The organism is Pseudomonas sp. LBUM1670, from assembly GCF_059695695.1.
Genome location: NZ_CP166783.1, coordinates 5240856 through 5260351, shown reverse-complemented (window position 1 = coordinate 5260351; position 19496 = coordinate 5240856). Strand labels below are relative to the sequence as shown.

Below are 19496 nucleotides of genomic sequence, written 5' to 3'. Positions count from 1 at the left end.
GCCCGTGCGTCTGCTTCAATGGCCGCTGTTGATCCTTCGTAGGACGAGTTCCCCAATGGAAATCTCAGGAAGCACCGCTTTTTACGCCGGTCTGAGCACTATTCAGACAGGGCAGAACCGTGTCGATCAGGCTTCTGGCCAGATCGCCAACACTACAATCGAACGCTCGGTTACCAGCCAGTCTTCCGAGGCTCAGGTTGATCGCCTGCGTTCGGTCGATCGCAGTCAGCAGTCGGACCTGAGCAGCAACATGGTCGAGATGGCGCAGGGCAAGTTTCAGGTCGAGGCGGGCGTAGCAGTCGCCAAGGCTTCCGATAAAATGCTCGGTACGCTGATCGATACTTTCGCCTGATCATCCGCTGAATCAGCACTTCCAACGCCGCGACCTTTCGCGGCGTTTTTGTGTGTAAGTCCTTCTTCCCCAACTAAACTTTTTTATACGGCGTGTTGCCTGGGCAACGGCGTAGTGTTGCCGTGTGTCTGCCATTTTTGCGCAGCGATGACGGACCGCAAAAGATCGACGCTTGACAAGGTTTGGTCGTAAACGTATGTTTCAAACAACTGTTTGACCGTCACAACAAATCAATGCGGTCGTTCATTCCCGGTTACATCAGCAGAGGTTTATCGCTATGCCTGACTACAAGGCCCCCTTGCGTGATATTCGCTTCGTTCGTGACGAACTGCTCGGCTACGAAGCGCATTATCAGAGCCTTCCGGCTTGCTCCGACGCAACTCCGGACATGGTTGACGCCATTCTCGAAGAAGGCGCCAAGTTTTGTGAGCAGGTGCTGGCTCCGCTGAACCGCGTGGGTGACATCGAAGGCTGCACCTGGAGCGAGTCCGGCGTTAAAACCCCGACCGGTTTCAAAGAAGCCTACAAGCAATTCGTTGAAGGCGGCTGGCCAAGCCTGGCCCACGACGTGGAACACGGCGGCCAGGGCCTGCCAGAGTCTCTGGGTCTGGCGGTCAGCGAAATGGTCGGCGAAGCCAACTGGTCGTGGGGCATGTACCCGGGCCTGTCCCATGGTGCGATGAACACCATCTCCGAGCACGGTACGCCGGAGCAGCAACACGCCTACCTGACCAAACTGGTCTCCGGCGAATGGACCGGCACCATGTGCCTGACCGAACCGCACTGCGGCACCGACCTGGGCATGCTGCGCACCAAGGCCGAACCTCAGGCTGACGGTTCCTACAAAGTCTCCGGCACCAAGATCTTCATCTCGGCCGGCGAACACGACATGGCCGACAACATCGTCCACATCGTGCTGGCCCGCCTGCCGGATGCACCGGCTGGCACCAAAGGCATCTCGCTGTTCATCGTTCCGAAATTCATGCCGAACGAAGATGGTTCGATCGGTGCACGTAACGCCGTGTCCTGTGGTTCCCTGGAACACAAAATGGGCATCCACGGTAACGCCACCTGCGTGATGAACTTCGACGCGGCCACTGGTTTCCTGATCGGCCAGGCGAACAAAGGCCTGAACTGTATGTTCACCTTCATGAACACCGCACGCCTGGGCACCGCGCTGCAAGGTCTGGCTCACGCCGAGATCGGCTTCCAGGGCGGCCTGAAATACGCTCGCGATCGTCTGCAAATGCGTTCCCTGACTGGCCCGAAAGCGCCGGAAAAAGCCGCTGACCCGATCATCGTGCACCCTGACGTTCGTCGCATGCTGTTGACCATGAAAGCGTTCGCCGAAGGCAACCGCGCGATGGTTTACTTCACCGCCAAGCAAGTCGACATCGTCAAGTACGGCGTGGACGAAGAAGAGAAGAAGAAAGCCGACGCGCTGCTGGCGTTCATGACGCCAATCGCCAAAGCCTTCATGACCGAAGTCGGTTTCGAATCCGCTAACCACGGCGTGCAAATCTACGGCGGCCACGGCTTCATCGCCGAGTGGGGCATGGAGCAGAACGTTCGCGACAGCCGCATTTCGATGCTGTACGAAGGCACCACCGGCATCCAGGCACTCGACCTGCTGGGCCGTAAAGTGCTGATGACTCAAGGCGAGGCCCTGAAAGGCTTCACCAAGATCGTCCACAAGTTCTGCCAGACCAACGAAGGCAACGAAGCCGTTCAGGAATTCGTCGCACCGCTGGCTGCACTGAACAAAGAGTGGGGCGAGCTGACCATGAAGGTCGGTATGGCCGCCATGAAAGACCGCGAAGAAGTCGGCGCGGCCTCCGTGGATTACCTGATGTATTCCGGTTACGCCTGCCTGGCCTACTTCTGGGCTGACATGGCGCGTCTGGCTGCCGAGAAACTGGCTGCCGGCACTACCGAAACGGCGTTCTACACCGCCAAGCTGCAGACGGCGCGCTTCTACTTCCAGCGCATCCTGCCGCGTACCCGCACTCACGTTGCAACCATGCTGTCGGGCGCCAACAACCTGATGGACATGAAAGAAGAAGACTTCGCACTGGGCTACTAAGTCCCGAGCTGTCGCTTCATGAAGCCGCTGTTCCCTTCAGGAACAGCGGCTTTTTTGTGCGCGATTTCCGCGCATAAATATTCCTGACTAAAACGCTAAGAAGAACGACTTTGCTGCCGTTAAAGAAGATGGCGATGTGACATGCCGCTCAATGAGCGGGCACAATGCCATCTCAGTTTGCCGGGTCGGAGTTTTACCCTTGCCGCGTTCTTCCGCTGTGCGTTTCAGTCATTTCCTACCGTCACTTCTGCTGTTGATTGCGGGGCTGTCGGCTGCCTACGTCAAGGATCTGAACGTCTTCTTCACGTCGCTGTTCAATGTGTTGCCGACCCTCGTTTTGTTGCTCGGCGGCGCTTACTGCGCGGTTTACCGACGTCAGCGCGAGCTGTTTCTGATGGTCACGGTATATATCGCCTACTACCTGCTCGACACCCAGACCGATTATTACCGCGATAACGGCAAAGTGCGCGAAGACGCTGCCGTGGTCTTTCACCTGTGCTGTCTGTTGCTGCCGCTGCTGTTCGGGGTGTTCGCGGCATGGCAGGAACGCACCCATCTGTTCCAGGACATGGTCGCGCGCTTCGCGGTGTTGCTGGCTGTCGGCAGTGTGGCGTTGGGGTTGGAACAAAGTTACCCACAGGCGTTGCTGATGTGGCTGTCGCAAATCCGCTGGCCCGCCCTGCATGGCGCCTGGATGAGTCTGATCCAGCTGTCCTATCCGGTGTTCATCTCTTCGTTCCTGCTGCTGAGCTGGCAATACTGGCGTAACCCGAGACCGTTGCACGCCGCCCAACTGGTGGGTTTGCTTGGTTTGTTTTGGGCGTTGCCGAAGACTTTCATCCTGCCGTTTACCCTCAACATCATGTGCAGTCAGGTGATGTTGATGATCGCCGCGGCGGTTGCCCATGAAGCCTATCAAATGGCCTTCCGTGATGAACTCACCGGTCTGCCGGGACGCCGCGCCTTGAACGAGCGCATGCAGCGCCTGGGGCGCAATTACGTGTTGGCCATGAGCGACGTCGACCACTTCAAGAAATTCAACGACACACACGGTCACGATGTCGGCGATCAGGTGCTGCGACTGGTCGCCAGCAAACTGTCGAAAATCGGCGGTGGCGGTAGGGCTTATCGTTATGGCGGTGAGGAATTTGCACTGGTGTTCGCGGGCAAGACTCTCGAAGAGTGCATGCCGCACCTGGAAGTGATCCGTGAATCCATTGCGACCTACAACATTCATCTGCGTAATCAGGACAACCGTCCTCAGGACGATCAGCAGGGTCGTCAGCGTCGTTCCGGTTCCGCGGCCTCGAGTGTATCGGTCACCGTCAGCATCGGCGTCGCCGAACGGGTGGAGCAACGCAACCCCGAGAAAGTGCTCAAGTCCGCCGACGAAGCCCTCTACGCCGCCAAGGGCGCCGGACGAAACTGCGTGGTGGCTTACGGTCAGAACCGTCGTGGTGCGGTGCGCAGGGAAGCCGCTGCGGGTTGAGTGATGATGGCGCATTCAGCGTCTGGACTGTGATTGTGAGGCGTGGACGACGGCAGTAGGTTTAAGGCATCTGCTGCCGGAGAAATGACCATGCCCGAGTACAAAGCTCCCCTGCGCGACATGCGCTTTCTGATCGACCACGTCTTCGATTTTCACAGCAACTACGCGGCGCTGGGTGCCGCCGAAGCCAGCCCGGACATGGTCAATGCGATCCTCGAAGAAGGTGCGAAATTCTGCGAGAACGTTCTCGCACCGCTCAATCGCAGCGGCGACGAAGAAGGCTGCCATTTCGACAATGGCGTGGTGACGACACCTGCAGGCTTCAAGCAGGCTTTCGCACAATACGTTGAAGGCGGCTGGCATGGTCTGGCGGCCGATCCGGCCTATGGCGGCCAGGGTTTGCCCAGTTCGCTGGGGCTGGTCATCAGCGAAATGGTCGGTTCCAGCAACACCTCCTGGGGCATGTACCCCGGCCTGACCCACGGCGCGATGTCGGCGATCCACGCTCACGGCACCGAAGAACAGAAAAACACCTACCTGAGCAAACTCACCGCGGGCCAATGGACCGGCACCATGTGCCTGACCGAAGCCCATTGCGGCACCGATCTGGGCATCATCAAGACCCGCGCCGTGCCTGCAGCGGACAGCAGTTACGCGATCTCCGGCAGCAAGATTTTCATCTCCGCCGGCGAACACGACATGAGTGACAACATCATTCACCTCGTGCTGGCGAAACTGCCGGATGCGCCTGCAGGAACCCGGGGCATTTCGCTGTTTATCGTTCCCAAATTCCTGCCGGATGCCGACGGTGAAGCGGGAGAGCGCAACGGCGTTTCCTGCGGCTCGATCGAACACAAAATGGGCATCAAGGCTTCGGCCACCTGCGTGCTGAACTTCGACGAGGCCAAGGGCTTTCTGATCGGTGAGCCGAACAAGGGCCTGAACTGCATGTTCACCATGATGAACCATGCTCGTCTTGGCACCGGGATGCAGGGTTTGTGTCTGGGAGAAGCGAGCTTTCAGGGTGCGATCAAATACGCCAACGACCGTTTGCAGATGCGCTCGCTGACCGGCCCGAAAGCGCCGGAAAAAGCCGCCGACCCGATCATCGTTCACCCTGATGTGCGCCGGATGTTGCTGACCATGAAAGCCTTCAACGAAGGCAACCGCGCGCTGACGTACTTCACCGCGCAATTGCTGGACGTTGCGCACCTGAGCCCGGATGAAACCGCGCGGCAGGACGCCGAAGACCTGTTGGCCTTCCTGACGCCGATCTGCAAAGCCTTCATGACCGACACCGGACTGGAAGTGACCAACCACGGCATGCAGGTGTTTGGTGGCCACGGTTTCATTCGTGAGTGGGGCATGGAGCAACTGGTTCGCGATTGCCGGATCGCACCGATCTACGAAGGCACCAACGGCATTCAGGCGCTGGATTTGCTGGGACGCAAAGTGCTCGGCAGTCAGGGCAAGCTGCTGCGCGGCTTCACCAAAATCGTTCACAAGTTTTGCGCGGCGAACGCCGGGCATCCGCAACTCGCCAGTTATGTGGCGCAACTCAATGGGTTGAATCAGCAGTGGGGCGAATTGACCACTCAGGTCGGCATGGCCGCGATGAAGAATCCGGACGAAGTCGGCGCCGCGTCGGTGGACTACCTGATGTATAGCGGTTACATCATTCTGGGCTATCTGTGGCTGCGCATGGCTTTGGTGGCTCAGGCGCAGCTGGATGCAGGCAGCGGCGATGCTGATTACTGCCGGGGTAAACTGGCGACCAGCGAGTTTTACTTCAAGCGCTTGCTGCCGCGCACCGCCGCTCATCGTGCGGCCATCGAAGCGGGTAGCGATTGCCTGATGAAGCTGCCGGCGGAGTTGTTTGCCCTCTGACCAATAGCGGAAAAGCTTCGCGGGCAAGCCTCGCTCCTACTGGGCCGTCGTCGTATACACGTTGTGTGACGACACAAACCCTGTAGGAGCGAGGCTTGCCCGCGAAGGCGTTCCCACCGATATAAAAACTCAATGACCAAAAATTACAAAACGGTCACGGCCTGACCCTATGTGTCACAAAAGTTCTTGGGTTACACTCGGCCCCTACGAAACTTTCTTCCTACGATTCACCTGTAAAGATCCTGCGAGGTTTGCCATGGCTGACTACAAAGCGCCCCTGCGCGATATGCGCTTCGTCCTTAATGAAGTGTTCGAAGTCGCTAAACTCTGGGCCGAGTTGCCTGCACTGGCCGAGACTGTCGATGCGGAAACCGTTGAAGCCATTCTCGAAGAAGCCGGCAAGGTCACCGGCAAAAGCATCGCACCCCTGAACCGTGCAGCTGACGAAGAAGGTTGCCATTGGGCGGACGGTGCTGTCACCACGCCGGCAGGTTTCCCACAGGCTTATCAGACTTATGCCGAAGGCGGTTGGGTCGGCGTCGGTGGCGATCCGACCTACGGCGGCATGGGCATGCCCAAGGCAGTTTCGGCCCAGGTCGAAGAAATGGTCAACTCCGCGAACCTGTCGTTCGGCCTGTACCCGATGCTCACCGCCGGTGCTTGCCTGTCGATCAACGCCCACGCCAGCGACGAGCTGAAAGCGGCCTACCTGCCAAACATGTACGCAGGCGTCTGGGCCGGTTCGATGTGCCTGACCGAGCCGCACGCCGGCACCGACCTGGGGATCATCCGCACCAAGGCCGAACCACAGGCCGACGGTTCCTACAAAGTCAGCGGCACCAAGATTTTCATCACCGGCGGTGAACACGACCTGACCGAGAACATCATCCACCTGGTGCTGGCAAAACTGCCGGACGCGCCGGCGGGGCCGAAAGGCATTTCGTTGTTCCTGGTGCCGAAGTTCATGGTCAATGCCGATGGCAGCCTGGGCGCGCGCAACCCGGCAACCTGCGGTTCGATCGAGCACAAGATGGGCATCAAGGCGTCCGCGACCTGCGTGATGAACTTCGACGAAGCCGTGGGTTACCTGGTCGGCGAGCCGAACAAAGGCCTGGCGGCGATGTTCACGATGATGAACTACGAACGTCTGGGCGTCGGCATCCAGGGCCTGGCCTCCGGCGAGCGCTCCTACCAGAACGCCGTCGAGTACGCCCGCGACCGTCTGCAAAGCCGTTCGCCGACTGGCGCGCAGAACAAGGACAAAGTGGCTGACCCGATCATTGTCCACCCGGACGTGCGTCGCATGCTGCTGACCATGAAAGCCTCGAACGAAGGCGGTCGTGCGTTCTCGACGTACGTGGCCATGCAACTGGATACCGCCAAGTTCAGCGAAGACGCGGCTACCCGCAAGCGTGCGGAAGACCTGGTGGCGCTGCTGACCCCGGTAGCCAAGGCATTCCTCACCGACCTCGGTCTGGAAACCACCATTCATGGCCAGCAGGTTTTCGGCGGCCACGGTTACATCCGTGAATGGGGCCAGGAACAACTGGTTCGCGACGTGCGCATCACCCAGATCTACGAAGGCACCAACGGCATTCAGGCGCTGGACCTTGTAGGACGCAAGATCGTCGGCAGCGGCGGGGCGTTCTACAACCTGTTCGCCGACGAGATTCGTCACTTCACCGCAACTGCCAGCGCTGACCTGGCCGAGTTCACCAAGCCGCTGAATGATGCCGTGACCACCCTCGACGAATTGACCGCATGGTTGCTGGACCGGGCGAAAAACAACCCGAGCGAAATCGGCGCGGCCTCGGTCGAGTACCTGCAAACCTTCGGTTATGTGGCTTACGCTTATATGTGGGCATTGATGGCCAAGGCGGCATTGGGCAAAGAAGCGCAGGACGATTTCTACGCAAGCAAGCTGGGTACCGCGCGTTTCTATTTCGCACGCCTGCTGCCGCGTATTCATTCGTTGAGCGCGTCGGTGAAGGCCGGTAGCGAATCGCTGTTCCTGCTGGACGCAGCGCAGTTCTGACAATGTAACGTCATGTAAGCATTCTCCTACATGACGTGCTGCATTTCTCCCATAGATGAAGATTGGATCCACAGCTAATCTACTTCTCATGGACGTCGCGCAGGAAGCGCAAAGCAACAACACGGACACGTAGGATTCTGCCAGGACGGCGGAGTGAAATGGATGTCAGGGAAACAGTCTGCAAAGCCCCGCTTCGGCGGGGTTTTCTTTGTCCGCAGAAAAGTAATCAGCTCAGCCCATTCAGGGGCGTCGAGCGCTCCTCCGGTCCGTTCATCACTTCTTCCAGCAAGGTTCGCAATAAGGCCAGCGAGGCTTGTTGCCGCTGCACATCCCGACACACCAACCCGACTTTCAGCGGCACCCGCGGTTCGGTCAGCGGTTTCCAGAGCAGTTCACGGTTGCCGAGCGCTTTTTGCGAGCGGCCCGGAAGCACGGTCGCCAGCCGGGTGTGGGGCAGACTGTCGAGAATCCCCGCCATATTGTTCAGTTCCGCCTGCACCTGCGGTCGCCGCCCCAGGTTGGCCAGATGCGTCTGCCAGATCTGCCGCACCTGAAATTCCTCACCCAGCAGCAACATTGGCAACTCGGCAGCCTGACTCATGGAGACTTTCTTGAATTCGCGCAACGGGTGATCCGCCGGGATGACGAGCGTCAGTTCATCTTCGTACAGCATCACGCCGTGCAACCCCGGCTGGCGGGGCGGCAGGTAACTGATGCCGATGTCCAGAGAGCCGTTGAGCAGCCGCCGCTCGATCTCCAACCCGGTCAGCTCATAGATCTGCACCACCAAGTGCGGCTGCGCCTTGCGCACGCGTTCGAGCATTTGTGGCACGAGGCTGGTGTGGACGGTTTGCAACACGCCAATGGCCAGGGTGCGCAGCGCTTGCCCCTTGAAATTACCCAGTGCTTCACGCGCCCGTTGCAGGCCATCGAGCAAGGGCAGGGCGTGGTTGTACAGCGTATGGGCAGCCAGGGTGGGCAGCAGGCGTTTGCTGCTGCGCTCGAACAGGCTGACATCGAGGTTTTGTTCGAGCTGGCGGATCTGTTGGGACAATGCCGGCTGAGAGATCGACAGTCGCTCGGCAGCCCGGCCCACATGGCCCTCTTCGTAGACCGCGACGAAATAACGCAGTTGTTTGAAATCCATAAGATTTGCTTATCGAAAATGCTGGGAAATCGAAATGGCCCGAGGCCCTGTCTGGGCCTAGTCTAACTGCATTCACAAGGCTTACAGGGCCATAGAGCGCGATGAATACTGTTTATGCTGAGGTTGCTTACATAGGTAAGCCAAAAAACCTCAAGCGAGGTTTTTTCGGATGAATCTGTTCAATTTACGGCGTAGCGCTCCCAGCCTTGATGACTTGGCCGCGGACAATTTCCTGCCGTCCAGAAGTGACAATCTTTCCAGCGAGTGCCTGATGCCCAGTGTCGAGCGGCCGAAACAGATTTTTGTGCGCGGCCAAGGCTCCTGGTTGTGGGACAGCGACGACCGTGCCTATCTGGATTTTTCCCAAGGTGGCGGGGCCAATAGCCTCGGACATAGCCCTTCTGTACTGGTCAATGCGATTACGGCGCAGGCTCAATCGCTGATCAACCCCGGTTTCGGCCTGCATAACCGTGGCCTGCTCAACCTCGCCGAGCGGCTCTGCGTCAGCACCGGCAGCGATCAGGCGTACCTGCTGAACAGTGGCAGCGAAGCCTGTGAGGCGGCGATCAAACTGGCGCGCAAGTGGGGTCAGCGGCATCGCGGCGGTGCTTCGCGGATCATCGTGGCCAAGAAGGGTTGTCATGGTCGTAGTCTCGGGACGATTTCGGCGTCGGACAGTTCCACGCTGACCAACCGCTTCGAACCTCAACTTCCGGGCTTCAGTCACGTGCCGTTTAATGATCTGGCAGCATTACACGCCGCCGTTGATGCCCGGACCGTGGCAATCATGCTCGAACCGATCCAGAACGAAGCCGGGGTGATCCCCGCCACCGAGCATTACCTCAAGGGCGTTGAACACCTGTGTCGAGAGCTCGGCATTTTGTTGATCTTCGACGAAGTGCAGACCGGTGTCGGTCGCCTCGGGACATTGCTCGCGGAACAATCCTACGGCGTGCGAGCCGATATCGTCGTCCTCGGCAAAGGGCTGGGCGGTGGTGTGCCATTGGCGGCGTTACTGGCGCGGGGCAAGGCCTGCTGTTTCGACCTCGGTGAACTGACGGGCACCCACCATGGCAATGCGCTGATGACCGCTGCCGGCCTTGCGGTGTTCGATAGCGTGCAGGACAAGGGTTTCCTTGAGCATGTCCGGGAAACCGGTCAGCATCTTCGCGAAGGCTTGGCGCGTCTGGCTCATCGCTATGCTCATGGCGAATTGCGCGGGAAGGGGCTGCTCTGGGGTCTTACCCTGTCCGACGATTCGGCTGACGCCGTCGTCAAAGAGGCGATGTACGAAGGGCTGCTGCTCGACGCCCCGCAAGCCGATTGCCTGCGTTTCACCCCGGCGCTCACCGTCAGCAAGGCCAACATCGACGAAATGCTCCTGCGCCTCGCCCGCGCCTTTTCCCGCGTACGCACCGCACAGCTGCAATGCCGCAAAGGGATTGCCGTCTGATCAGACCCGCCCTGCACGAATTCCCGAACCGTCTCGCGGTATAACGCATCGCCCCACGTTTGATTCTTTTGGCGTGGGGTGTTTTTTTGTCTCTGCGTTTTGCCAGATGCCAATCGGAGCTTGAGCGTTTGCAGAATCAGTGGTTTTTTGAGGTCGTCGGCAAGGAGTGCCGATGCCAGCGAAACCAGATTTGGTCGTGGAGCTGGTTTTGATTTCTATACCACTGAGTGGTATTTTTTTTGGAAGGGATGCCGATGCCTCCGAGGTTGTTCAAGACAAAGCGCTTTGCGGTGCAGGCTGGCAAGGCCTGGATTTGTGATGATGAGCTTCGTGAGGCGTTCAGCGAAATGCTCAATGGCCAGGCTGAAAGTCTGGGCGGCGGGGTCTGGAAGAAGCGTCTGAATGCCAATCGACACCGCTCGATTGTCGTAGCCAAAGGCGGTCGATACTGGGTTTATCAGTTTCTGTACGCCAAGAAAGATCAAAGCAATATCAGTCCGGCAGATCTGATCGGTTTTCGGAAAGTGGCGAAGACCTACGAAAGGCTGACAGATTTGGAAGTCCAGCACCTACTGGATACGGGGGAGTTTTTGGAGATATTCATGAGCAAGAAATTTAAAAGTGAAGCCTTGGAATCGGTACACGAATCCGCCAGTGCTTTGTATGCCATCGGTGCCATCAGCAAGGCAACCATGCGCGAGTTCGATGAATCATGTCTTGCGACGGTGCCGGACGCGATCCCCGCAGAGCAAATCAAAGCGCTGCGCGAGCGCAATAACGTGAGTCAGCCGGTATTTGCACGTTATCTGAACACCAGCGCGTCAACGGTCAAACAGTGGGAAGCAGGGGACAAGCATCCCAGTGGCATGGCGCTGAAGTTGCTGAGCATCGTGCAGAAACACGGTCTAGAGATACTGGCCTGAAAAACCGCACTGAACCCTGACGAACGGTGTTGGTCGATTAGCAGTAAGGCTCACACGAGCCCACTTCACATCAGGAGCTGACCCATGGACTTCATTCGCATCATCATCGCCATTCTGTTGCCGCCACTGGGTGTGTTTCTGCAAGTCGGTTTCGCCGGCGCGTTCTGGCTGAATATTCTGCTGACGCTGTGCGGCTACATCCCGGGGATCGTGCATGCGGTGTACATCATTGCCAAGCGCTGAGTTTCGCGTCGCAAGATAGATCGCCTTCGCGAGCAAGCCCGCTCCCACAGGGGTGCGTGCGCTGTAGATCCTGTGGGAGCGGGCTTGCTCGCGAAGGCCGCGCCGCAATCTCTGTTCAGTCCACCTGATCCATCACCCGCCGATAAAACAACCACTCCTGCTCCAGCGCATGAGCCTGATTCCCGGCCTTGCGAAAGCCGTGGCGTTCGTCCGCGTAATAATGCGCTTCAACCAGAATGCCGTTTTTGTGCAGCGCTTCGACCATGTCGCGGGTCTGCTGCGGCACGACCACGGCGTCGAGTTCACCCTGAAAGAAAATCACCGGCACACTGATGTTGCTCGCATGCAGCAGTGGAGTACGTGCGGCGTAGCGCTCGGCGTCTTTGACAGGATCGCCAATCAGCCAATCCAGATAATCGCCTTCGAACTTGTGTGTCGCGCGGCCCAGGGCAACGGGATCGCTGACGCCGTAAAGGCTGGCGCCGGCGCGGAAAACCTTCTTGAACGCCAACGCGCACAGCGTGGTGTAGCCGCCGGCGCTGCCACCGCGAATAAACGCCTTGTCGCCATCGATCAACCCGCGTTCGGCGAGGTGGGTGACCACCGCGCAGGCATCTTCCACATCCACTTCCCCCCAGCTCAAATGCAGCGCCTGGCGATAGGCCCGACCGTAGCCGCTGCTGCCACGGTAGTTGAGGTCGGCCACGGCAAAGCCGCGCTGCGCCCAGTACTGGATGCGCGGATCGAGCATCGGGTAGCACGCAGATGTCGGGCCGCCGTGGATGAATACCACCAGTGGCGGTTTCGCGTCTCCAGTCATCGCCGGATAGAAGAAACCGTGAGCCTCGCCTGCACCGCTCGGGTAGCGCAGGGTTTGCGGGACGCTGATTTGCTCGGCGGGCAACGGTGCCATTCCCCCGGCCAACACCTTGACCTGTCGGGTTTTGCGGTCGATGGCGATCACGGCGGACGAACTGACCGGCGAAGCGGCGATGCAGTAGATGAATCGTTCATCCAGTGCGAGATGTCGGAAGCGGCTGTAGTCCCCGGTGAAATCTTCAGGGGTGTCACCGCAAAGTCCCAGTCGGCCGAATCCGCGTTCCGTCCAACTCGCCAGGCAGGTGTTCTCACTGAGGGGTAGCCAGGTGCAACCACCCAACTGCCAGGGTGCTGGCCCATGGTCCGCCGCGGCGCTGGGTAAAGGACTCAGCCCTTCTGATGATTCCACCCACGGCTGCCAGTAGCCGCCACGATCCGTCAGACAATACAGGCGACCACTGTCATCGAATCGCGGCTGCTGCAGCGATTCCTGAACACCATCACCGGCCACACAGCGTGCTTGAGCGCCCTGGCGGTTTGCGACCATCAGGCGAGTCGCGGTCCATGGCTGGTCCGGGCGGCTCCACTCGATCCAGGCTAACCGTTGAGCGTCAGGGCTCAACGTCGGCGCGGCATAAAAGTCCGCTCCTTCGGCCAGAAGATGACGCGCGCCGTCCGCCAGATCGATGGCCACCAGACGATGCCGGTCTCGATGCTCTTCAACCGCCAGAATCTGCCCGTTGGCAAATTGCAGGTCGCCATAGCGGCATTCGCCGGATGTCAGCACTTCTGGCGTTTCGCCCTTCAGCGATTGGCGATACAGCTGCTGATCCGCCTCGTTGACGAAAACCACCCCGTCATCTGTCAGACAAAACGCTCCACCGCCATATTCGTACACCCGACTGCGCACGCTGAAACCCATCGGCGTCAGGCAACGGGCTTGGCCGTCACGCCAATGCCAGATGCGGCAAGCGGCGTCCTCGGGGCGGTATTCGTTCCAGAACAAGCCATGCTGGCAGACCTGCAATTCGGCGAAGTCGACACCGGCAGCGACGGCCTTGGCGGCGCTGAAGAGGTCAGCTTTTGGCGATGAGTCGTGAGTTTCGTTCATTGCGAAAGGCCAGTTGTTGGATGGTCTGGGTCGCGTGCCCGGCTTCTTCGCGGGCCTTCAGAATCACGCCGTGATGTTCCGATTTACTGCACACCGGGTCGGCGTTGCTGGCGTCACCCGTGAGCATGAACGCCTGGCAGCGGCAACCGCCGAAGTCCTTTTCTTTCTCGTCGCAGGAGCGGCACGGCTCGGGCATCCAGTCGTAACCGCGAAAGCGGTTGAAGCCAAATGAGTCGTACCAGATGTGCTGCATGCTGTGGTCACGCACATTGGGAAACTGCACTGGCAGCTGTCGGGCGCCGTGACAGGGCAGGGCGGTTCCGTCCGGGGTCACTGTAAGAAAAATACTGCCCCAGCCATTCATGCAGGCTTTCGGGCGTTCTTCGTAGTAGTCCGGGGTGACGAAAATCAGCTTGCACGGATGCCCTTCGGCGGCAAGTTTGGCGCGGTATTCATTGGTGATGCGTTCGGCGCGGACCAGTTGTTCCCTGGTCGGCAACAGACCGACCCGATTGAACTGCGCCCAGCCGTAAAACTGGCAGGTGGCGAGCTCGACGAAGTCCGCCTCAAGGGCAATGCACAACTCGATGATCCGGTCGATCTTGTCGATGTTGTGCCGGTGGGTGACGAAATTCAGCACCATCGGATAGCCATGAGCCTTTACCGCGCGAGCCATTTCCAGCTTCTGCGCGAAGGCCTTTTTCGAGCCGGCCAACAAGTTATTCACCTGCTCGTCGCTGGCCTGGAAGCTGATCTGGATGTGGTCCAGACCGGCCTTCTTGAAATCACTGATTTTCTGCTCGGTGAGGCCGATGCCAGAGGTGATCAGGTTGGTGTAGAAACCCAACTTGCGCGCCTCGGCAATCAGTTCGACGAGGTCTTGGCGCACCAGCGGTTCACCGCCGGAAAAACCCAATTGCGCCGCGCCCATTTCCCGCGCTTCGCGGAACACCTTGATCCACTGCTCGGTGCTCAGCTCTTTGCCCTGCTCGGCGAAGTCCAGCGGATTGGAACAGTAGGGGCATTGCAGCGGGCAACGGTAGGTCAGCTCGGCCAGCAGCCACAGTGGCAGGCCGATTTCCGGTTTGGGCGGTAACGTGTCTGACACGGAATCAGGCAAGTTCGATCCAGTGCTGAGCACGGGCGACCTCCATGAATTGCTCGATGTCATCACCGAGCTCCGGCACGCCGGGGAACTGCGCGTCCAGTTCGGCGATGATTGCCGCGACATCCCGCTCACCGTCGATCAAACCGCCGATCAGCGCGGCGCTTTCGTTGAGTTTGATCATGCCTTCCGGGTAGAGCAGCACATGGCCTTTCTGCGCCGGTTCGTACTGAAAGCGGTAGCCGGGACGCCAGGTCGGGGTCTTGCTGCGATCGAAAATCATAAGGTGATTCCTTTGTGCCAGACCCGTTGTTCGGTCACGCTGTGATACGGCGGGCGTTTCAGTTCGTAGGCCATGCTCATGGCATCGAGCATGCTCCAAAGAATGTCCAGTTTGAACTGGAGAATTTCCAGCATGCGCTCCTGGCCTTCTCGCGTCGTGTAGTGCTGCAACGTGATCGCCAGACCGTGCTCGACATCGCGGCGCGCCTGGCCCAGACGGGTGCGGAAATACCCATAACCGGCCGGGTCGATCCACGGGTAATGCTGCGGCCAGCTGTCGAGGCGCGATTGATGGATCTGCGGCGCGAACAGCTCGGTCAGCGAGCTGCTGGCGGCTTCCTGCCAACTGGCCCGGCGGGCGAAGTTGACGTAGGCGTCCACGGCGAATCGTACGCCGGGCAGCACCAGTTCCTGTGAGCGCAGTTGGTCCGGGTCGAGGCCGACGGCTTGACCGAGACGCAGCCAGGCTTCGATGCCGCCGTCTTCACCGGGGGCGCCGTCATGGTCCAACAGACGTTGAATCCACTCGCGACGGATCTCGCGGTCCGGGCAATTGGCCAGGATTGCAGCGTCCTTCAGGGGGATGTTCACCTGGTAGTAGAAACGGTTGGCGACCCAGCCCTGGATCTGCTCGCGGGTCGCCCGGCCTTCATACATCGCCACGTGGTACGGGTGATGGATGTGGTAGTAGGCGCCCTTGGCGCGCAGGGCGGCTTCGAATTCGGCGGGGGACAGCGGTGTGTCAGTCATTTCGGTTCTCCGGGGAAAAACCGGTGGATTCGTTGCTGTCTGTTCGGACGCCTTCGCGAGCAAGCCCGCTCCCACAGTTGACGGTGGCGTACAGGAAATCCGACACGACTCGGTCCCTGTGGGAGCGGGCTTGCTCGCGAAAGGGCCATCCGCTACAGCACAATACTCATGCCGTCATACGCCACTTCAACATCACGCCGAACCAGCTCGGCACGCTCCGGCGAATCTTCATCAAGAATCGGGTTGGTGTTGTTGATATGGATAAGCACCTTGCGCTGTTTTGGCAGTTGCTCCAGCACTTCCAGCATGCCGCCGGGGCCGTTTTGCGCCAGGTGACCCATTTCCCGGCCGGTGCGGGTGCCGACGCCACGGCGCTGCATTTCGTCGTCGTCCCACATCGTGCCGTCCACCAGCAGGCAGTCGCTGCTGGCCATGATTTCCAGCAACGGCGCGTCGACCTTGCCCAGGCCCGGCGCGTAGAACAGCTTGCCGCCGGTGTTCAGGTCTTCGACGATCAGCCCGATATTGTCGCCCGGATGCGGGTCGAAGCGGTGCGGCGAGTAAGGCGGCGCCGCGCTGCGCAGCGGCAACGGGGTGAAACGCAGACTCGGACATGCCGGGATGGTGAAGCTGCGGTCAAGTTCGATGCGGTTCCAGTTCAGCCCGTCGTTCCAGTGGGACAGCATGCTGAACAACGGGAAACCGGTGCTCAGGTCTTCATGGACCATGTCGGTGCACCAGACATTGTGCGGGCAACCTTCGCGCAGGCTGAGCAGGCCGGTGGTGTGGTCGATCTGGCTGTCCATCAGGATGATCGCGCTGATGCCGGTATCACGCAGGGCGCGGCCCGGTTGCATCGGGGTAAAACTCTGGAGCTGGGCACGGATGTCCGGCGAGGCGTTGCACAGCACCCAGTTCACGCCGTCATCGGAAATCGCGATGGATGACTGGGTACGGGCCTCGGCATTCAGGCTCCCGTCGCGAAAACCTGCGCAGTTCACGCAGTTGCAGTTCCACTGGGGGAAACCGCCGCCGGCGGCGGAACCTAAAATCTGGACAAACATGGGTGCTCCATCATTTCAACGCTGAAAATAAAAACGCCTCGGCAAACCGAGGCGCTGAACGGCAGGACGAACTTAGCGGCTCGCGAAGTACATGGTGACTTCAAAGCCGATACGCAGGTCGGTGTAAGCAGGTTTGGACCAGGACATGGGAGCGCTCCTTCGGGTGATGAGATAGTTGAGACCTATACATATAGTCCACCTCCAGCCGGAGATGTTCAGATAGTTAGGTGGCTATGTTACTCAAAATTACAGAGCGAGAGGCCTGCATTCTCGAAAAAAGCTAATTGCACCATCGGTAATGATCATTTTGTCACTTGCCAAGGCGCTTCCGGTACTGAACTGCTGACCAGGCAGCGCCAGCCACCGTCGGCGTTGTTCAGTCGATGGGCGGCGGCGATCAGGGCGGAGCGGTCGATGGCCAGAATCGACAAGGTCAGCTGCGTCAGATAATCCGACGAGCGGCCAGTCAATTTGCCCTGCCAGAGCAGTTCGGCAGCCTGAGCGAAAGGTAATGCAGCCATTTCGAATTGATCCGCCAACGCTTGGCGCTGGGCGATAAACGTCGTTTCGTCGATACCGTCGATCATCTCGGGCAGGTCGCTCAGGAAGCGTTCGATGTGCTCCAGCAAACTCAAGGGGGCGGTGCTTGGAGATTGCACGCCGAATAACATCCCGGTCTGCCCATGGCTCTGGCGCAGCGCGCTGAACACCGCATAGCCCAGTTGCAGCTCAACCCGCAGGCGTTGATAGAACGGCGTCTGACAGACGTGTGCCAGCAGGCGCCAGGCGGCTTCGTCGGAGATGTCTTGGGTGGCTGTCGGACAGAACAGCAACAACGCATGTTCGCTGGATTCGGTGTCGAGCGTTGTCCACAGGCGCTGTGAGTTGATCGGGGACGGCGGGGACAGTTGGGTGTCCGCCACGCCGGGCACGCGGCTCAGGGCCAAACCCATCGCCGCTTGAGTCTGTGCCGACAGGCCGGTGGCCAGGCCTTCCCAGCGCGCACTCGACCATAGCTGCTGCAGGTCTTCAGAGGCACCGGTGTGCTCAAGGCAATGATCGGGCAGCGCCTTGAGCAGTTGTTTAATCGGGATCAGCGCAGTGCTTTTCGGTTCTTCCTGTGAGAAACCGCCGTCAGGTTTTGTCAGTTCTTTCAGTGCATGCTCAAGGACGGTCGGCATCGGTTCTTGCAGCCCCGTCATTTTCAGCAACCATTCATTGCCCGATGCGCTGAAGGAAAAGTCGACGCCCGCCTGACGCGCATCCTCGCGCAGTGGCTGCAGGCTGTTTTCCAGGCGCTGTTGAAGGCGGGGATGAGGTTCGGCCTCGAGCCGCCAGCGCAAATAAATTGCGCCTTCAGCGGTGTTATCCGGCAAGGCCTGGCTGAATTGCATTGGAGAATTTTCGCGACGGCTGCGCGAACGATCCTGGGCAAATGTTCGCAGACCGCGGTGTTTGCTGGTTTGCCCGCGTATCAGCCCGGCATTTTGGAGCGGCGCTTCGTCGCGCAAGAACGGATTCGGTGCCGGCAGTTGCCATTCACCGCTGAAGTTATCCACAGCGCCGATTTTCTTCAGGATGTCTTTGAGCGCTACAACGCCTTGCTCGGATAAGCCGGTTTCAAGCTGTTCGCTGTCGAGTCGGGCCAGTTTCAGCGCACTGCTGACTTGTTGCTGGCGCTGAAGCAGGGCAGCGTATTCGTCACGCAGACTGGCCCAGTCTTGCTGGGCGTTAAAAAAGCCCAGCCAATCCAGCAGCTTCTCGCGCAGGACGCTCGCCGGTGCGGTCGTTGTGAATTCGATGTGCAGCATCGCTTGTCCGGCAAACTGATACTGCGTTTCGGCTTTCAAATGCTTAGTCAAAGCGCACGCGCGCAAATCAGCCAACAGCCCGCCGGGTTTCGCGACGTTCAACCAATGGCACAGAAACGTCAATGCTTCGGTCGACGAAGGGGGCAGCGATTCGAAGGTAAACAGCAGATCAAGCCGACGCTCGCTCACCTGTTGATAATTGGCGTCCGAAGATTCCATCAGCGGCACAGACGCCTGTTGCGGGACGTTTTCTCCCATGGGAATCACCGCGCCGAAACTCAGCGCCATTTGCTTCAGCTCTTCGATGCTTTGCGGGCCGGCCAGGCTCAGCGTCATCTGCCCGGTCTGATAAAACCGCTGATGGAAATCCTTCAGCGCTTGCTGAAAGTCCGGCTGCGGCACCGGCAGGCTGTCACGGTTGCCGGCATGAAACCCGCGCAGCGGATGAGTCGGCGAAAGTCCATCGAACAGCGCCAGTTGCTGTTGCGCTGTCGCGTCCTGCGACCAGGCGACAAACTCCGCCTGCAACACTTCCCGTTCCCGCTGCTGTTCGTCCGGATTCATACGCGGATGAGCGAGCATGTCTGACAGACGCTCCAGCCCACCGCTGAACGCCTGAGGTGGCAGTTCGAAAAAGAAGTCCGTGGTGCGTTCGCTGGTCTGCGCATTCACCTGCCCGCCATGACCTTGAACGTACGCCATCAACCCTTGTTCCGCGGGAAAGCGCTCCGTACCCAGAAACAAAAGGTGCTCAAGAAAATGCGCCAGGCCGGGCCATGCCAGCGGCACATCGTGACTGCCCGCAGCAACCCGCAACGCCGCCGCGCAGCGCTTCAGATTCGGGGCATGACGCAGCGTCACCCGCAGGCCGTTGGCCAGGGTTTCAGTGTGGGGGCGAGGGTGATTCAACGCAGGCATGAGCACTTCCAGTACAGAGAAGCG

The 19496-nt window shown here is 59.4% G+C and carries 16 protein-coding genes and 1 pseudogene; 9 read left to right on the top strand and 8 right to left on the bottom strand.

The genetic code is table 11. The features are described 5' to 3' along the window. Positions 1-55 precede the first annotated feature (55 nt). The 5 genes from ACA073_RS24100 (at position 56) to ACA073_RS24080 (ending at position 7846) form a co-directional block, all read left to right on the top strand. A complete protein-coding gene (locus tag ACA073_RS24100) occupies positions 56-352 on the top strand; it encodes a pyrroloquinoline quinone biosynthesis protein PqqE (RefSeq protein ID WP_497399990.1) in 297 nt (98 codons plus the stop codon). A gap of 277 nt (positions 353-629) precedes the next feature. Then, on the top strand, positions 630-2435 hold the full coding sequence (locus ACA073_RS24095) for a phenylacyl-CoA dehydrogenase (protein WP_497399988.1): 1806 nt from the start codon (positions 630-632) through the stop codon (positions 2433-2435). A 199-nt stretch (positions 2436-2634) separates the two neighbouring features. Continuing rightward, a complete protein-coding gene (locus ACA073_RS24090) occupies positions 2635-3924 on the top strand; it encodes a GGDEF domain-containing protein (protein WP_497399986.1) in 1290 nt (429 codons plus the stop codon). A gap of 90 nt (positions 3925-4014) precedes the next feature. Next, positions 4015-5811 (top strand): acyl-CoA dehydrogenase C-terminal domain-containing protein, encoded by a 1797-nt coding sequence (locus tag ACA073_RS24085; protein ID WP_497399984.1) that lies wholly within the window; start codon positions 4015-4017, stop codon positions 5809-5811. A gap of 256 nt (positions 5812-6067) precedes the next feature. After that, positions 6068-7846 carry an acyl-CoA dehydrogenase C-terminal domain-containing protein gene (locus tag ACA073_RS24080; protein ID WP_461952938.1) on the top strand — a complete coding sequence of 593 codons (1779 nt, stop codon included), beginning with the start codon at positions 6068-6070 and terminating at the stop codon, positions 7844-7846. A gap of 226 nt (positions 7847-8072) precedes the next feature. Here ACA073_RS24080 and ACA073_RS24075 read toward each other — a convergent pair whose 3' ends face one another. Continuing rightward, positions 8073-8993 carry a LysR family transcriptional regulator gene (locus tag ACA073_RS24075; RefSeq protein ID WP_497399982.1) on the bottom strand — a complete coding sequence of 307 codons (921 nt, stop codon included), beginning with the start codon at positions 8991-8993 and terminating at the stop codon, positions 8073-8075. 169 nt (positions 8994-9162) lie between these two features. Between ACA073_RS24075 and ACA073_RS24070 the strand changes: the two genes are divergently transcribed. The 4 genes and pseudogenes from ACA073_RS24070 (at position 9163) to ACA073_RS24055 (ending at position 11612) form a co-directional block, all read left to right on the top strand. Continuing rightward, entirely contained in the window at positions 9163-10446 is a 1284-nt protein-coding gene (locus ACA073_RS24070; RefSeq protein ID WP_497399980.1) for an aspartate aminotransferase family protein, read from the top strand. A gap of 254 nt (positions 10447-10700) precedes the next feature. Continuing rightward, a pseudogene (locus ACA073_RS24065) lies at positions 10701-11065 on the top strand (type II toxin-antitoxin system RelE/ParE family toxin). Then, complete coding sequence (locus ACA073_RS24060) at positions 11049-11369, top strand: helix-turn-helix domain-containing protein (RefSeq protein WP_461952941.1); 321 nt, start codon at positions 11049-11051, stop codon at positions 11367-11369. Before ACA073_RS24065 ends, ACA073_RS24060 begins: the two are co-directional and overlap by 17 nt. A gap of 84 nt (positions 11370-11453) precedes the next feature. Next, positions 11454-11612 (top strand): YqaE/Pmp3 family membrane protein, encoded by a 159-nt coding sequence (locus ACA073_RS24055; RefSeq protein WP_007904205.1) that lies wholly within the window; start codon positions 11454-11456, stop codon positions 11610-11612. A 115-nt stretch (positions 11613-11727) separates the two neighbouring features. On the opposite strand, the gene ACA073_RS24050 is transcribed toward ACA073_RS24055, so the two are convergent. From ACA073_RS24050 to pqqF, 7 genes are all read right to left on the bottom strand, one after another. Then, positions 11728-13542 (bottom strand): S9 family peptidase, encoded by a 1815-nt coding sequence (locus tag ACA073_RS24050; protein ID WP_497399978.1) that lies wholly within the window; start codon positions 13540-13542, stop codon positions 11728-11730. Beyond that, positions 13508-14683, bottom strand: coding sequence for a pyrroloquinoline quinone biosynthesis protein PqqE (gene pqqE / locus ACA073_RS24045; protein WP_497399976.1), 1176 nt, complete (start codon positions 14681-14683; stop codon positions 13508-13510). Before pqqE ends, ACA073_RS24050 begins: the two co-directional genes overlap by 35 nt. Next, entirely contained in the window at positions 14655-14930 is a 276-nt protein-coding gene (gene pqqD / locus ACA073_RS24040; protein ID WP_497399974.1) for a pyrroloquinoline quinone biosynthesis peptide chaperone PqqD, read from the bottom strand. Before pqqD ends, pqqE begins: the two co-directional genes overlap by 29 nt. Continuing rightward, on the bottom strand, positions 14927-15679 hold the full coding sequence (pqqC, locus tag ACA073_RS24035; protein ID WP_497399972.1) for a pyrroloquinoline-quinone synthase PqqC: 753 nt from the start codon (positions 15677-15679) through the stop codon (positions 14927-14929). The genes pqqD and pqqC overlap by 4 nt, the downstream gene beginning before the upstream one ends. Before the next feature lie 152 nt (positions 15680-15831). Then, a complete protein-coding gene (gene pqqB, locus ACA073_RS24030; RefSeq protein WP_497399970.1) occupies positions 15832-16743 on the bottom strand; it encodes a pyrroloquinoline quinone biosynthesis protein PqqB in 912 nt (303 codons plus the stop codon). 72 nt (positions 16744-16815) lie between these two features. Further along, positions 16816-16890 (bottom strand): pyrroloquinoline quinone precursor peptide PqqA, encoded by a 75-nt coding sequence (pqqA, locus tag ACA073_RS24025; protein WP_009045898.1) that lies wholly within the window; start codon positions 16888-16890, stop codon positions 16816-16818. A gap of 155 nt (positions 16891-17045) precedes the next feature. Then, positions 17046-19472, bottom strand: a complete 2427-nt coding sequence (gene pqqF, locus ACA073_RS24020) for a pyrroloquinoline quinone biosynthesis protein PqqF (RefSeq protein ID WP_497399968.1) — start codon at positions 19470-19472, stop codon at positions 17046-17048. Between the last annotated feature and the right edge of the window lie 24 nt (positions 19473-19496).

Coding starts and splice junctions, on each gene's coding strand:
- ACA073_RS24100 (WP_497399990.1), top strand. CDS start 56: ATGGAAATCTCAGGAAGCACCGCTTTTTACGCCGGTCTGAGCACTATT.
- ACA073_RS24095 (WP_497399988.1), top strand. CDS start 630: ATGCCTGACTACAAGGCCCCCTTGCGTGATATTCGCTTCGTTCGTGAC.
- ACA073_RS24085 (WP_497399984.1), top strand. CDS start 4,015: ATGCCCGAGTACAAAGCTCCCCTGCGCGACATGCGCTTTCTGATCGAC.
- ACA073_RS24080 (WP_461952938.1), top strand. CDS start 6,068: ATGGCTGACTACAAAGCGCCCCTGCGCGATATGCGCTTCGTCCTTAAT.
- ACA073_RS24075 (WP_497399982.1), bottom strand. CDS start 8,993: ATGGATTTCAAACAACTGCGTTATTTCGTCGCGGTCTACGAAGAGGGC.
- ACA073_RS24070 (WP_497399980.1), top strand. CDS start 9,163: ATGAATCTGTTCAATTTACGGCGTAGCGCTCCCAGCCTTGATGACTTG.
- ACA073_RS24060 (WP_461952941.1), top strand. CDS start 11,049: ATGAGCAAGAAATTTAAAAGTGAAGCCTTGGAATCGGTACACGAATCC.
- ACA073_RS24055 (WP_007904205.1), top strand. CDS start 11,454: ATGGACTTCATTCGCATCATCATCGCCATTCTGTTGCCGCCACTGGGT.
- ACA073_RS24050 (WP_497399978.1), bottom strand. CDS start 13,542: ATGAACGAAACTCACGACTCATCGCCAAAAGCTGACCTCTTCAGCGCC.
- pqqD (WP_497399974.1), bottom strand. CDS start 14,930: ATGATTTTCGATCGCAGCAAGACCCCGACCTGGCGTCCCGGCTACCGC.
- pqqC (WP_497399972.1), bottom strand. CDS start 15,679: ATGACTGACACACCGCTGTCCCCCGCCGAATTCGAAGCCGCCCTGCGC.
- pqqB (WP_497399970.1), bottom strand. CDS start 16,743: ATGTTTGTCCAGATTTTAGGTTCCGCCGCCGGCGGCGGTTTCCCCCAG.
- pqqF (WP_497399968.1), bottom strand. CDS start 19,472: ATGCCTGCGTTGAATCACCCTCGCCCCCACACTGAAACCCTGGCCAAC.